General features: G+C 62.0%; 10 protein-coding genes and 2 pseudogenes. 4 read left to right on the top strand and 8 right to left on the bottom strand.

Features of this window, described 5'->3' with window-relative positions:
- Positions 1 to 83: 83 nt before the first annotated feature.
- Together P3T43_RS14175 and P3T43_RS14170 are read right to left on the bottom strand one after the other, a co-directional pair.
- The gene (locus P3T43_RS14175) at positions 84 to 593 is read right to left on the bottom strand and encodes an N-acetyltransferase family protein (protein WP_429281669.1); all 510 of its coding nucleotides are present in this window, start codon (positions 591 to 593) and stop codon (positions 84 to 86) included.
- Positions 594 to 840: 247 nt separating this feature from the next.
- Positions 841 to 1,340 (bottom strand): annotated as a pseudogene (locus P3T43_RS14170) (alanine dehydrogenase); the annotation flags it as partial.
- Between the two features lie 263 nt (positions 1,341 to 1,603).
- Here P3T43_RS14170 and P3T43_RS14165 point away from each other — a divergent pair.
- Entirely contained in the window at positions 1,604 to 3,595 is a 1,992-nt protein-coding gene (locus P3T43_RS14165; RefSeq protein ID WP_429281668.1) for a sigma-54-dependent Fis family transcriptional regulator, read from the top strand.
- Between the two features lie 241 nt (positions 3,596 to 3,836).
- A complete protein-coding gene (pqqD, locus tag P3T43_RS14160) occupies positions 3,837 to 4,118 on the top strand; it encodes a pyrroloquinoline quinone biosynthesis peptide chaperone PqqD (RefSeq protein WP_429281667.1) in 282 nt (93 codons plus the stop codon).
- A gap of 58 nt (positions 4,119 to 4,176) precedes the next feature.
- On the opposite strand, the gene P3T43_RS14155 is transcribed toward pqqD, so the two are convergent.
- Complete coding sequence (locus P3T43_RS14155; protein WP_429281666.1) at positions 4,177 to 5,409, bottom strand: c-type cytochrome; 1,233 nt, start codon at positions 5,407 to 5,409, stop codon at positions 4,177 to 4,179.
- Positions 5,410 to 5,516: 107 nt separating this feature from the next.
- Positions 5,517 to 7,238, bottom strand: coding sequence for a methanol/ethanol family PQQ-dependent dehydrogenase (locus P3T43_RS14150; RefSeq protein WP_429281665.1), 1,722 nt, complete (start codon positions 7,236 to 7,238; stop codon positions 5,517 to 5,519).
- 516 nt (positions 7,239 to 7,754) lie between these two features.
- Here P3T43_RS14150 and P3T43_RS14145 point away from each other — a divergent pair.
- Positions 7,755 to 7,991, top strand: a complete 237-nt coding sequence (locus P3T43_RS14145) for a hypothetical protein (RefSeq protein WP_429281664.1) — start codon at positions 7,755 to 7,757, stop codon at positions 7,989 to 7,991.
- 35 nt (positions 7,992 to 8,026) lie between these two features.
- Here the strand turns inward: P3T43_RS14145 and P3T43_RS14140 are convergent, their stop codons facing one another.
- Positions 8,027 to 9,094 (bottom strand): SDR family oxidoreductase, encoded by a 1,068-nt coding sequence (locus tag P3T43_RS14140; RefSeq protein WP_429281718.1) that lies wholly within the window; start codon positions 9,092 to 9,094, stop codon positions 8,027 to 8,029.
- Between the two features lie 587 nt (positions 9,095 to 9,681).
- Between P3T43_RS14140 and P3T43_RS14135 the strand changes: the two are divergent.
- A pseudogene (locus P3T43_RS14135) lies at positions 9,682 to 9,870 on the top strand (cation:dicarboxylate symporter family transporter); the annotation flags it as partial.
- A 57-nt stretch (positions 9,871 to 9,927) separates the two neighbouring features.
- On the opposite strand, the gene P3T43_RS14130 reads toward P3T43_RS14135, so the two are convergent.
- The 3 genes from P3T43_RS14130 to P3T43_RS14120 all read right to left on the bottom strand — a co-directional run bounded on the left by P3T43_RS14130 (position 9,928) and on the right by P3T43_RS14120 (position 14,785).
- Positions 9,928 to 10,440, bottom strand: a complete 513-nt coding sequence (locus tag P3T43_RS14130; protein WP_429281663.1) for a DUF1697 domain-containing protein — start codon at positions 10,438 to 10,440, stop codon at positions 9,928 to 9,930.
- Complete coding sequence (locus P3T43_RS14125) at positions 10,437 to 13,760, bottom strand: SNF2-related protein (RefSeq protein WP_429281662.1); 3,324 nt, start codon at positions 13,758 to 13,760, stop codon at positions 10,437 to 10,439. Before P3T43_RS14125 ends, P3T43_RS14130 begins: the two co-directional genes overlap by 4 nt.
- Positions 13,761 to 13,987: 227 nt before the next feature.
- Positions 13,988 to 14,785, bottom strand: a complete 798-nt coding sequence (locus P3T43_RS14120) for a DeoR/GlpR family DNA-binding transcription regulator (RefSeq protein WP_429281661.1) — start codon at positions 14,783 to 14,785, stop codon at positions 13,988 to 13,990.
- Positions 14,786 to 14,941 lie beyond the last annotated feature (156 nt).

The following is a 14,941-nucleotide window of genomic DNA, read 5'->3' as shown; positions in this document are numbered from 1 at the left end:
AGACGTTTCATGGAAGTGGGATCGCTGCGATCCAGATACGCATGTCGAGCAACGGCCTCTGAGGTTTCAGACCGCCGCATGCTTCATACGCCATGCATTCCTTCGACATGCTGAATTCCCTTGCCCATCTCGAACGCACGCAACTCATAGCCGAGTTCCCGGTATAACTCGACCGCTTGCTCGTTGAACGCCCAGACGGTCAGTCTCATGTCGCCGACGCCGTTTTTCCGCGCCCATTCTTCTGCGATCCTCATCAATGCGCTTCCGACGCCGCGTCCCCGCACTTGCTCCAGAACAGCCACTGAATTGATACGGCCAACGCTCAGTGGCTGTAATAGCGGGCTTGTCGGTCGCAGCACTTGTACGGTGATAAAGCCGACCGCCGTGCTGCCCTGCTCGGCGAGAAACATGGCTCGATCTTCGCCCTTGAGGCTAGCGAGCCAGTGCGGTTCGTCTCGCGTGAACTCCGCAGTGGCGTTGGCATAGATGTCAGGACGCGCCTCGTGGTGAACCGCGTTCAGGATCTGCCCTAGTTCGCAGACAGTCAAAACGTCGTCGATGGTTGCGGGTCGATAGCTTATCTGCTCGGTCATCCTCGGCTCTTCACGGTAGGAAAATAAAAAAGGCGCCGTAGGCGCCTTGGTCGTTTGCACATGGAACTGGACCGGTGAGGTCGACTTCCCTGCTATGGACGTAACGGACTACGGCGCGATGTTTTGCGGCCGTGATGATGAATGCGGTTCGGGACGTTACGGAGTTCCATACGGTGGATGTTGACACATTAGTTTGAGTTTGTGAATCGCCCGGCGCAGCACGACCGCTTTCGTCTCGATACCTTCGCTACCCAGCAGCGACGGCACCAGCGTCCTCGCAGGTATAGCCCAGTGCTTCGGCAACCTCGGGACAGGTCACTTGCCGAACGCGACATTCAGGCCACGACGCAGATGTTCGTCGTCGGTCAGCGCCTTGCGCCAGCCCTGGTCGGCGATCTGCAGCACAAAGGGAAGCGTCGCGTTGTTCAACGCATAAGTGGACGTGCGCGGCACGCCGCCCGGCATGTTTGCGACACAGTAATGGACGACTTCGCCAACCGTGTACGTGGGGTCCGCGTGCGTCGTTGGCTTCGCGGTTTCGCAGCATCCGCCCTGGTCGATCGCGACATCGACAATCACGGAGCCCGGGCTCATCGCCTCGACCATCTTGCGCGTGACGAGTTTGGGCGCAGCGGCGCCGGGCACGAGCACACCGCCGATCACGAGGTCGGCTTCGAGCACGTGTTGTTCGATGTTGTCCTGATTCGAATACACGGTGATCACGCGCGCGCCCAGTAGCCGGTCCAGAACCCCAGGCGTCCGAGCGCGCCATGCTGCGCCGGGGACAGAAGTGCCTTCTGGTTTGGACTGCCGGTTTGCCATCCAATGGTCTGATTCTTATCCGGCTAAGCGTAGTGATTCTTTCAATACTATCGGCGGTGTAATAGCGGTTGTTAATGTAATTGCGGTGAATTTGGTTGAAACGATGCTCGTTGTTGGCGCGACATTTGCTTAATCGTCACTTACGAGGTTTCGGCGAACGACCGGAACTCAACCCGCAGGAGGAGACAATGCGCGATGACGTTCATCACGCGGCTACGCCGTTGGCGGCTCATGAAGCCGGCTGGCTCACCCCATCCATACAGAAGTCGCATGAGCGATCCGAAACCTTCGGATTGTGCTCGTCGAGCCGCCCCGACTATGACTTGCTGCCCGCACCCGAGTTGCGGTTGAAGCTCGAACAGAGCCGCGTCCTGTGCGCTCACGCGACGCCCGTGATGGAAACGCTGCGGGAACAGATCGTCAACACGCAAAGCATGATCGTTCTGACCGACGCCGAAGGACTCATCCTCTATTCGACGGGCGACGACGATTTCCTGCGCCGGGCCGAAAAGGTGGCCTTGCGGGCGGGTGCGAACTGGGCTGAAGACCGGCAGGGCACCAATGCCATTGGTACAGCCATTGCCGAACGCTCCGCAACCGTCGTGCATGGCGATCAGCACTACCTGGCAGCGAACCGCTTCCTCACCTGCTCCAGCGTGCCGATCCTCGATCCGTATGGCGATCTGATCGGCGTGCTCGATGTGACCGGCGATCACCGTTGCTACCATCAACATACGATGGCATTGGCGAAAATGTCCGTGCAGATGATCGAGAACCATCTGTTTTCGGACACTTTTCGCGAAACCTTGCAAATCGCCTTCCATGGCCGCCCCGAATTTCTCGGCACGCTGATGGAGGGTATCGCCGCATTCACCTGCGACGGGCGTTTCCTCTCGGCGAATCGCAGCGCCCAATTCCAGTTGGGCATGTCGCTGAACGGCTTGCGCGCCCATACGTTGTCGTCCTTGTTCGGCCTCACCAGCGCACAACTCATTGATCGTTTGCGCGCAAACCGTGACCGGCACCTGATGCTGCACCTGAGCAACGGTGCGCAAGTGTGTGCAAACGTCGAATTCCGCCGCGCCATCCCGGATTCAGGCGCCTGGCCAACCGCACCACGCAGCGAGACCAGGGCGGCGCCTCTCACGGTTGCCCCGCGGACCTCCGCCCCCGCCAACACGCCGTCCAGCCTCGGTTGCCTCGACACCGGCGACCCGCAGGTCGCGGCGGTCGTCAACAAGGTTCGTAGAGTCATCGGCAAGGGAATTCCGATCCTCATCACGGGTGAGACGGGAACCGGCAAGGAACTGCTCGCCCAGGCCATCCACGGCGAGTCACAGCGGCGCTCTGGCGCCTTCGTGGCGGTCAACTGCGCCTCGATTCCGGAGTCGCTGATCGAATCCGAACTGTTCGGCTACGAGGAAGGCGCGTTTACCGGCGCACGCCGCAAGGGGGCTGTCGGCAAACTGCTGCAGGCCAACGGCGGGACGTTGTTTCTCGATGAAATCGGCGACATGCCGTATCCGCTGCAAGTTCGGCTGTTAAGAGTCCTGCAGGAACGGCTCGTCAATCCGCTCGGTTCCACGCGGTCGATACCCGTCGACGTCTCGATCATCTGCGCCACTCACCGCGATCTGCGCGAAATGATCGCGCAAAACCGCTTTCGGGAAGACCTGTACTACCGCCTGAATGGTCTGGTGGTGAAGCTTCCGCCACTGCGCGAGCGCACCGATCTGGCCCGGGTGATCGAAACCATGCTGCAATGCGAATCGCTTGCGGGTGTGGATGGGCAACCCCTGCGTGTCGCAGCCGAGGTGACGACGCTCTTCGAGCAGTGCGCATGGCCGGGCAATTTCCGTCAACTGGGGAATCTCCTGCGCACGGCGGCCGCCATGGTCGACGCGGACGTCGAGATACGACGCGAGCATTTGCCCGACGATTTTTTCGAAGACCTTCGCAGAGCAGGCCCGGCAGGGATGCCCACCCGCGGCGACGTGCCCGCGCCTGGTGTGCAGGGAGCCAGCCTGCAGGACGTCGCGGCATCCGCGATTGCCGCGGCGGTTGCCCAGCATCGGGGCAACGTGTCGGCCGCGGCCCGTGCACTGGGCATCTCGCGCAACACCGTATATAGAAAGCTGCCGCTGATGCCATGCGGGGGCGGGTCTGCGGACGACCTGTAGAGGCCGCCGCACGCCCGGCTGTTGGATGTGTCACGGCGCGTGAAGGTGTGCCAGCCGCTGCGCGATCGGTGTTGCGTTTTGCAACACCCCTGTTCCGAGATTGAACAATGCGCCGTTTTGGAGCACCCGGAATACGGCTAATTCACCGGCCTATACCTTGCATGAAAACAGCCATGAATATACCAATCAAACCCGACGTCCCGCTCTCAGCGCTGGATGCCCGTTCGAGGGTCTATCCGGAATGAGTTCGCTCGACACCGGCTCCGGCGCCCCCACCCGCCCCTGCCTTCACCAGCTGGTTCGTTTGCAGTGGGAACCCGCCGAGGAGACCTACGTGTTGCTGTATCCGGAGGGCACCGTGAGGCTCAATCCCAGCGCCGGGGAAATTCTTGCGCGTTGCGACGGAGCCCATGAACTGGACGACATCATCGATGAACTGGAGGATCTGTTCAGTGCCTCCGATCTGGCTGCGGACGTCTACCGCTTCATCGATCATGCACATCAGTGCGGCTGGGTGAACTGAAAAAGCAAAATGGGCGCGGCAAACAGCCCGCGCCCACCATCGGTCAGGATCCCGAATCTTACTGCGAAGTCCCCGCGTTGAGCGGCGTCGACGATGCTTTCGCCATGTCCGGAGTCAGCTTCGCGTTGCCTGCGCCATAACCGTTCGAGTTCAACAGGAACGCCATGATGTCGGCGTACTCCTCGGGCTTCAATTTACCGGGGCGATCCGCTGGCATGTTCGTCGTCATATAACCGAATATCCCGCCAATCGTCAGATGCGCATTGGCCGCCGGTGCAAATGCAGGCCCACGCAATGCGGGCGCGTTGACGCCTTGCAGGTTCGCACCGTGACATTTGGCGCACGCGCCGGCGTAGAGCATCTTGCCGTGCGTCACCTGGGTTCGATCGAAGGTGGGCGCGGCGCCGCCCGCGGCTGCGTCGACCTTGATGAAACCCCCGCCTCGCATGGGCAGTTGTGCACGCGCCGTCAGGAAGAGACGCCTTCCTGAGAGATGCGACGGCCCGTCCAGAAACGCGAATTGCCCGGCCGGTGTCTGTGCTGCCTCGGCAGAGTCGGGCAATAGCCATTGCCGCGTCAATGCTGCCAGCTTGCCGCTTGCGGTCATTCGCGCCAGCGCGGCATCGACTCGTTGCTGCAACGCTGCATGTGCCGATCCGAACGCAAAGACGAGGTGCCAGTCCGCATACGGTGAGGTCGTACTCGCTACCGCGAAGTGCTGCTGAGGACGCGCGAGCGTATACGCCACTACAGCCGGATACCAGACGATCGCGCGCCCGGCATGACCGCTCACCACGGCATCCACGGTGGCCTCTGGTGTGTTTTCCAGATCGAGTGTGACGTCGTGTTGCTGGACCGCAATCAGTTGCGCGGGACTCGCGTAGGTCGCTGCGATCACATCCACCGGTCCCGTCTTGCCGGACGCATCGATGTTGCTCACGCTCACATATCCTGAACGCAAATAGCCTTGCGAAAAGCGCAGTTTGCTACCCGAGCCATCGGCCACGGACGAGCGCGGAAAGCCGGCGATCACGTCACAGTTCCGGTCTAACGCCTGGTTGAGCTCTTTCAGCGAGACACCATCGTCATCACTGCCCGCGAACCCGCCCGGTGCAAGCGATACGGCAATTCCTGCAGTTTTGAACGCTTCGCGCGTGACCGCCTGGTCGAGGGCCGTCGATGGACTGCCTGGGAACGTGCATACGCGGATGCCCGCTATCGCGCCGGGCGGCAGCAATGCGCCGCCTGCCAGCAGAAGGCAGGCCGAAAGAGAATGGAGTCGAGTTTTCATGGTCATGCTTCCGAGAAATGCCTGGGTTGCCACGGCGTGTATCCATGCCTACGACGTGCATAGGACGTACACATCACCGTGGCAACACTGCGACGATCAAACGTGGTTCACAGCGCGAATATGTACAAGGTCCCGCCACGCGGCACCTTCTCCGCAGCCTTGGCCATCGGGCCGCCCCAGATTGGATTGGCGCCGCCGTAGCCGGCCAGGATCGCTACGTATTGCTTGCCATTGACTTCGAACACCGAAGGTTGTGCCACGATGCCGCTCGCGAGCTTCGGACTCTGCCACAACACCTTGCCGGTGGCTTCGTCGAATGCGTAAAGGTGGCCGTCGAGCGACCCGCTGAACGCGAGTCCACCCGCCGTCGTCGCGACGCCGCCATTCCACGGCAGCTTGGTCCAGTGACTCCAGACCTTCTTGCCCGTGTCGACGTCAATAGCCTGCAATTCGCCGTATCCCTTGCTTCCGGGTTCCGGCTTGATTTCGAAGCCCTCACCGAGGTAGGGCAGTCCTTCCATATAGTTGACCGACTTGCCGGATAACGACATGCACGCATGCAACGAAGGAACGAACGCCAGGTGGCGTTCCGGATCGTATGAAACCGACCACCAGTTCTTGCCGCCGAGGAAACTCGGACACGTCTCGATCGTCGTGCCTGCCTTCGGATACTTCGACGCGTCCTGGACCGGCACGCCATCCGCGGAATAGCCGGTAACCGAACTTGCTGTCACGAATGGTTTGGCGTAGATGAGCTTGCCCGTATTGCGATCGATCGCATGAAAGTAGCCGTTTCGATCCGCATGGATGATGGCGTCGTAGTCCTTGTCCTGGTACTTGATGGTGGCGAGCACCGGTGTGTTCACTCCGTCGTAGTCCCAGGTATCGTGCTTCGTGTACTGATAATGCCACTTCAGATTGCCGGTTTTCGGATCGAGTGCGAGCAGCGAGTCGGAATACAGGTTGTCGCCTGGGCGAAGATCGGCGAGCCACGGCCCGGGATTACCGACACCCCAGTATAGCGTTTTCGATCCCGGATCGTAGGTGCCGGTCAGCCATGCGGGCGCACCGCCATGGTCCTGCATGCCCTTCGGCCAGGTGTCGGCATCTTTCTCACCGGCTGCCGGTACCGTGAAGCGCTTCCATTGCACCGAGCCGTCGTCCGGACTCAACGCGGCGATGAAGCCGCGCGCACCATATTCGCCGCCCGAACTGCCCACCACGAGCGCTCCGTCCAGTGCAAGTGGCGCAAGTGAGAATGCATAGCCAAGGCCCGGCTCGAACATCTGCTTTTTCCATACCATCGCGCCGGTCTGCGCGTCGAGCGCAACAACGTCACCGCTGAGCATGGCGACGTAGACATTCTTCCCATACAACGCCACGCCGCGGTTGACCACATCGCAGCATGCCGTCTTGAACGACTCTGCGCCGAGGTTAGGCTCGTACTTCCACAATGGTTTGCCGGTCGCGGCGTCGAACGCGTAGACGTTGTCCTTTGGGGTGGTGACGAACAAGAACCGGCCGTTGACGATCGGCGTGGCCTCGAAGCCTTGCTGAAGATCGGCAGGGAATTTGTAGCTCCACACCTGCTTGAGTTTTCCCACGTTCGACGTGTCAATCTGCTTGAGTGGTGAATGCGCCTGGCCGTTATAGCTGCGATAGTAGGTCAGCCAGCCGGGATCGCTCTGCGCTGCGGTTAAACGCTCATAGGTGACCGCCGGGTAATCGTCGGCGGTGGCGGACGCTGCGCCCAATGCCATCGTGATGGCAAGCGCGACGCTCATGGCGAGCGTCGTGGGCCGCGTCGCCGAAGCTAAACGTATTTTCATGCCTGTCTCCTGTGTGGATCGAAGTCGGCGCATGGCCCACTCTGCTCCCACGCAATATGATTGCTGTTGAGTTGCCAACGCGATGCTTTGCCGCGACGCGATTCGCCTGGTCCCTGCAGACACGCTGCCGCCTCTTCAAGGCAAGTCGCGTGCCATCGGCGGACGTTGTGCCGCGAATACCGTATGCATTGGACGGCCCCCTTCCATGCATGCCGTGCGCGCTGCCTGCCGCGTGCTGTGCTCGTGGCATGGGACGCTCCATTGCGGAACAGTCCTCACGAAAGGTGTTGCTAGACGGAACAGTCTCAACGGTTCAGACTGCCGATATGAATGGACGCGCGGTCCGCTTCGTCAGCGTGCCCCGCCGCACACAGCGCTACGCCCAATAGGAAACCTTGCTATCACGCCTTAACGAGGGCGCCGCTTGCGTCGCCGCCCTGCCCGATCCCATGCGCTCTGCAGCCGGGCCATCCGCTTTCGAAGGTCCTGGGTCCCGTCGAACAACAGCGCTTCGAGATGCTCGCTCAACAGGTGGATCAGGTCGTGGTATCCGGGCACCGCCGGAGAGGGAATCGTTCTGATCTGGCGTTGCTTGGCCAGTTGATCGATGACTTCAAGGACGCGATTGCGTTGCAAAACGTAGTAGTCCTCGGCGACGGAATCGCGGCGCTCGCCTGCGCGGAGGCGGCGACACGTTCCGCGCGAACCGGCGAGACCGTGGCACTCACTCCCGAAATGCTGATGGCCCTGTAGCGCAAGGGTTCGGGTGAGGTACGGGCCTCATCCGATCACCGAGGAATGATCCACTCGGCCTTGAGCCGGTCGAATAGCGCGAGGAACGCATCGGGCGTGCTTTGATAATCGAGGAAGCCGGCCTTGCGGCTCTTCGTCATATCCGTGAGCACTTCCATGGGGCGGCCAAGATCGGCGTCCGTATGCCACCAGGACGCCAGTTTGCTGAGATCCGCTTCCTTCAGGTCGAAGCGCGCCGCGATGTCCGACCATGCCTGCGCGGCGTTCTGCATGCGCGCTTCGAGCGGACGTACTTCACCGTCGAACGGCACCGCCTCGATACCGAAGTAAGCGGCGATTTGCGGCCACAGCCACTTCCAGCGAAACACGTCACCGTTGACGACGTTGAAGTCCTCGTTGCGCGCATTGCCGGAGGTGGCCGCCCATTCCAGATGACGCGCGAGAAGCCGGGCATCGGTCATGTCGGTGAGGCTGTTCCATTGCGCGGCAGAGCCCGGAAACACGAACGGCTGGCCTGTCTGTTTGCAAAGCGTGGCGTAGACAGCGAGCGTCACGCCCATATTCATCGCATTGCCGATTGCGAAGCCGATGATGGTGTGCGGGCGATGCACGCTCCAGCCAAAGTCATACCGTTGCGCCGCTTCGAACAGCCGGTCTTCCTGCTCGTAGTAGAAGTTCTCCACGGGTTGACGGCCCTGTTCCTCGCGAAACGGCGTAATCGGCACGCCGCCCGTGGCATACGCTTCGAACGGTCCGAGATAATGCTTCAGACCCGTGACCAGCGCTGCGTGCGATACGATGCCCGACGGTCCAACCGCGTCCAGTACATGACGCACCATCGCGCCATTCACACGAATGTTGTCCTTTTCGGTGGCCTGGCGAGACCACGCCGTAAAGAAGACATGGCTAAAGTGCTTTCCTGCCAGCGCCTCGCTTACCGAGGCGGCAGAGGTCAGATCAGCGACGATCGGTTCGACGGCCGGCGACATCGCCGTGCGCCCACGCGAGAGACCGGAAACGGTCCACCCGGTCGATAGCAATTGATCGGCCAGATTGCTGCCGACGATCCCGCTTGCGCCAATGATAAGTGCCCGTTTTTCCATGAGAGTGGTAGTCACAAAGTAAATGCTGTCGACACGGGTGGGTTCTATGACCGGTGCTTGCCCGTGGGTTGAGCGCGTCTCCAGCGCAAGGGTTTGGAAGTTGCTGCGTGAGGCCTGGCTGTACAGTACACCTGTTACGCGATGCGCGTCGGTGCCGGTGCCGGCTTGCCATATGACGCTACATGTACCGCGCGTTGCAGCGCATGGCCGCAATACGTGCGAGCACATTCACCTGCTCGCGTAGCGTCATCCTTCACATGACGCTCTCCCTCTGACATCAAACGGTGTCGTCCTCAAGGCGTCCTTACTCGCGTAGCTCGAGTTTTTCTCACACCCGCATCCGGCATGCATTGCACGTCTCGCAAGTTGCCGACGCACTCCTTCGTTCTTGCCGTGCATATCGCGCATCTAGGCCATCAACGAAAAGATGACGTATCGCCTGAAGGTACAGACCGCAAAACACCTCTTTCTCCACTGCGACCTGTTGTCACACCAGGGTTTTCCTTGCACTTGCTACGCCTGATGCGCCTCAGTAAATTGGCGCCGCCTATGGTTTTTCAGCTAGCACGTCACGTGCATAAAGAAGGATGCGTTCAATGAAGCGAATGAAACTGACGACCTGGATCGTGATTGGTATGGTCCTGGGAAACGCCACAGGATACGCGTGTAATCAACTGTTCACGGACTCCGACAGCATCAAGGCTGCGTCCGATTCCTTCGCGCTGGTGACAGAGCTGTTCATGCGCCTGATCAAGATGATCGTCGCGCCGCTCGTCTTTACGACCCTTGTCGTGGGCGTCGCGCAAATGACGATTCCAGAACAATCAGCATCGCTAACTAGACGTGGCCCACTCCGCGAGCGTTGCCACCGTGTTCATATTGCGCGCCGTGCCGTTTTTCGCAGCCGCGATTTTCAGCTTCGAGTTCGCGATTCCATCGGCGTAGTGCACGTAGATCTCCCGCACGCCCGGCGCGATTTCTTCCGTCCGCTGGCCGCTCACGCCGCTCGACATATCCGCCGGTGGCGCTGCGTCGAGAAAGATCGCCACGGTCCGGTTCGGCGCGGCGGATTTGAAGGGATTGGCGTCGAGCACGGCGGCGAGTTCCGCCGCAGTTCGGATCAGCACCCCAACCGGCTTGCCTGCGTAGGTTTCGAGAGCACGTTCAAGCTTCGTCTTGACCGTCTTTTCGGACAGCTTGCTAGCGAAGACGACGTTGCCGCTCGCGATATAGGTCCGCACGTCGGCAAACCCAAGCGACTCGCACATCGCCCGCAATTCGGCCATCGGCAGTTTGCCTGTGCCGCCCACGTTGACGGCGCGTAACAGAGCCACATAGCGCTTCATCGTTTGCTTGCCCTCGCGATCTCCGGCATTGGCGCGAACAACGCGTCGAGATCGTCATCGGAGAACTTGACCATTCCCGCCGCGTCTTCGGAGAGGATGCTATCGGCCAGCGCGGCCTTCTTCTCCTGCAGCCGGACGATTTTCTCCTCGATGCTGCCCGCCGCGATCAGCTTGTAGACGAACACCGGCTTGTCCTGGCCCAGACGATGCGCACGATCCGTTGCCTGGTTTTCGGCCGCCGGGTTCCACCACGGATCGTAGTGAATCACCGTATCCGCCGCCGTGAGGTTCAGACCCACTCCGCCCGCCTTCAGACTGATCAGGAACAACGGCACTTCGCCACGCTGGAAGCGATGCACCGGTGTGGCGCGATCGGCCGTATCGCCGGTCAGCGTGACGTACGGGATAGCGGCCTTGTCGAGCGCGGCGGCGATCAGTTCCAGCATGCCGGTGAACTGCGAAAACAGCAGCACGCGGCGGCCCTCTTCGATCAGTTCCGGCAGCATCGCCAGCAGCAGTTCGAGCTTGGCCGACTCCTTGACGCGCGCCGCCTTCTCGAGCTTCACGAGACGTGGATCGCAGCACACCTGCCGCAGCTTCAGTAACGCGTCCAGCACGATGATGTGACTGCGGGCGAGCCCTTGCGAGTTCACGGCATCACGCACTTTCGCCTGCATCGCTGTACGAACGATTTCGTAGAGGTCGCGCTGCGCGCCTTCCAGATCGACGGTGCGCACGATGGTGGTTTTCTGCGGCAGTTCTTTCGCCACTTCGTCCTTGCGGCGCCGAAGCATGAAGGGACGAATCCGCCGCGCCAGCAGTTCGCGGCGGACGCCGTCGCCGTTGCGCTCGATCGGATTGCGCCAGCGTTTGGTGAAGTCTTTCTGCGTACCGAGAAAACCCGGCAGCAGAAAATCGAACTGTGCCCACAATTCGCCAAGGTGATTTTCGAGCGGCGTGCCGGTGAGGCACAGGCGATGCCGCGCCCGCAGGTCGCGAATCGCCGTCGCCGATTTGGTGGTGGCGTTCTTCACGTACTGCGCTTCGTCCAGAATCAGCAGGTGATAGTCGTGCTCGGACAGCACCGCATGATCGCGCCACAGCAACGCATACGTGGTCAGAATCAGCTCATGCTGGCCGATCAGTTCGAAGCGCTCCTTGCGCTGCGGTCCGTTCAGATCCAGCACCTTCAGGTCCGGCGCAAAGCGCTGCGCTTCTTCGCGCCAGTTATGCACGAGAGTCGTCGGCACGACGATCAGCGCCGGCCGGTCGAGGCGCCCGGCTTCCTTTTCCGCCAGCACGTGAGCCAGCGTCTGCACCGTTTTGCCGAGACCCATATCGTCGGCGAGGATGCCGGCCAGGTTGTGCTCGCGCAGGAATTGCATCCAGCTCAGCCCCTGATGCTGGTACGCGCGCAATTCGGCCTGCAACCCGCGCGGCACCGCCGCCTCCTTGACACCGGCGCCGTCCTGCAGACGCTGCGCCAACTGACGGATCGAGTCGTCGCCTTGAAACTCCCAGCGGCCCGTGTCGGTGAGTGCGGCAAGGCGTCCCGCGTCAAGCTCAGGAATCCTGATGTTGTCGTCGCCTTTCCAGCTGCCCAGACCGTCGAACAGATCGACCAGCACGCGCACCACGGGTTTGAGCCGGCCGGCCCGCAACCGCAGACGCTCGGCGCGGTCGGTGGTCAGGTCGATGTCTTCTTCGTCGTCGATCGTTTCCAGCGCGCCGCTCAGCCAGCGCCGGTCGCGCCGGAACAGACCCGCCAGCAACGGCTCGAGACGCACCGTGCGAGCGCCCACCGCGATGCCCATTTCGAGGTCGAACCAGCCATCGCCGGCCTGGCGCGCGGTGCCTTCGATGGCGTCGATTTCAATCACGTTATGACGGAACGTCGACGCCATCGTCACGCGCCAGCCTTTGCTGTCGAGCGCGGGCAACGCGTCGTCGACGAACTCCGGCCACGCGTCGACTTCCGGCAACGCGAGTAACGTCTCCGGCAGCGTCTGCCGGGAATACGCGCTGCTCGCCGGAATCACCTGCAAGCCGGTCTTGCGCAACTCCAGCAGGCGCTGCTTTTCGGTGTCATAGCGGCGCCGGATATGGATCACGTTGCCGCCAGGCAGCGGCACCAGCGTGGCGCGGCTTTCGGCCTTGATACTCACCCCTTCGTAGTCGAAGCTGACTGCGGCAAAGTCCAGCAACTGGCTGTGCTGGGTGGCCTTGCCGACACCGAGGACAGCCATCGGCAAGGTGTTGAGCGCGAGTACGGGCACCGGTTCGGTGTCGATCACGCGCACCTTGCCGCTATCGAGCGCGGGCGGCAACGGCAGATCGGGCGCGACCTCGCGCAGCACCGCGGCCACCAGCGGCGCCTCGGCGAGCGAGATGGGCGGCATGGAGAGGTAGTCGGGCAGTTGCTGGAACGGCAGCGAGAGTTCGACAATGCCGGCTTCGCCGGCGGCCGCGTCGACGTACCAGACCGGCTCGGTCGCCAGCACCATCGCGGCCGGCGGTTCGGTGCGCAGCACCGGCCTCAGCCGGTCGTCCGATTGCGCTTCCCAGCCAATCTGGCCCGCCCGCGCCGCGCCCATCGTGAGCGCGCGTGGCGTGCCCCGCGTAACCAAGTCCCCTGCCTGGACGGCAAACAACCGGCCAGTGGCAATCAACCTGTGCAGCACCTCGCCGCCGTTGGCGCCGCGCAAAACGAAATGCCCGTGATTCTCGCGCGAATGGCCCAGCCACAAGCTGCGCAGGATCACCAGATCGTCGTCCGAAACAAATTTGGGCGGCTTGATGAGGGCTGCTTCGACATTGCTCCACGGCTCGTCGATCGCACGGACCTCGCCGTCGGCGCCAAGCCGCGCCTTGAACAACTGGATTTCGTGACGCTGCTGGTAACGCGACCAGCCAAGCCGGTAGGCCAGCACGTGAGTGGCCGCTGCGTTTGCCGGAACTCGGGTGGGCGCGTCGGTTTCAGCGCGCGCGCGGAACGTCTCCAGCCACCGGACCAGTTCGGGTCGCACGCCGGTCTGCTGCCCGGAGTCTTCCAGGCCCGCGATCAGAAGCGCCGCCATATGCTTGCACTGAAAACCGACCGGGCAGGAACAATCGCCCTCGACCCACAGGTCGTCGCCGATGTCATGAAACTGCACATCCACCACGTACGGATGGCGCTGCGTGCCCTGCACTTCGCCGCTCAGCGTGTTGTTTTCCCAGCGCAGATTGGAGACCGCGTCGACGTACTCGCGCGCCTTGGCGACGGTTCTCGCCCCAAGCCACTTCGCGATATCTTCTCGATCGTAGGAAACAGACGACATCCGGATGACCCATCCATGCGTGTTCAGGCGTACGGCGACGTTGCGGGCTACCGGTCAGCCAGCTAGTCCGCTGATGACCTGCCGCCCTGTCCGCGATTGCATTGCGCGCCGATAGCCGGTTATTTTCGCATGGCTCACCGATCGCCGTTGGGCAGCGGCAGGCAGCACCTGAAACACGTCCGGCCCGCGCGTTTGCGGGTACGCGCGACCTGCGCTGGAAAGACCGTTCAGGCCGCCGCGTCGTCCGCTGGTGCGGCGCAGTCCGGCGCGCCGACACTCACTTCGAGGTCTGCAGCGGCGAATACCTCGGCGAGCGCCGGCGACGGCGCTTCGTCAGTGATCAGCAGATCCAGCGCATCGCAGCCAAATGCGTGGACCAGCGCGCTGTGGCCGAACTTGCTGTGATCCGCCGCGACGACCCGCCGCTCCGCCTGCGCAAACGCGGCCAGCGACCACGACACGTCGTCGGGTTGCGCATCCATAAAGCGGCCCTGGGTATCGATTGCCGTCACCGAGACGATTGCGTAGCGCACGTGAAACTGGCGCACGAACGCCAGCGTGCCGGGGCCGAACGCCGCCACGTCGTCGCCGCGCACTTCGCCGCCCGCGATGAACACGCGGTTATCGCCGCGCGGCGCGAGCGTGCGGGCAATTTCCGCGGAATTCGTGACGATGGTTAGCCGCGAACGGGCACACAACGCCTGAGCGATATGCACGCAGGTCGTGCCGCCGTCCAGAATGAGCGAATCGCCGTCACGCACCCACTCGCACACACGCGCCGCAATCACCCGCTTTGCCTCGAGATTCTCCTGCATGCGCCGCTGAAACGGCGGCTCTTCGAGCCGGTCCGGCAGCATCACGCCGCCGTGCACCTTGAGCAGCACACCCTCCGCAATCAGCGGCTTGATGTCGCGGCGGATGGTTTCGTCGGACACAGCGAAGACTTCGGCCAGCTCGGTAATGGTGCAGGTGTGCTGCGTCCGTACGAGGCGCAGGATTTCGGATTGGCGTTGTGTGGAAAACATACGGGCGGCACGAAGATCCAGGTGGCGCACAGTCTAGCAAAGGTGCCGACGCGGGGAAAGTTGATTCCACAGACATCAAAATAATTCCACATTCAGCGGCTTTTGCGGGCATAACCTCTTCCAATACGGCGAATAGCGGCAGAGCCGCGCCCCCTT

The sequence above is a fragment of the Paraburkholderia sp. GAS41 genome (genome assembly GCF_050436545.1).
Taxonomy (GTDB): Bacteria; Pseudomonadota; Gammaproteobacteria; order Burkholderiales; family Burkholderiaceae; genus Paraburkholderia.
The sequence above is the reverse complement of the archived record's forward strand: the minus strand, read 5'-3'. Positions and strand labels throughout refer to the sequence as shown.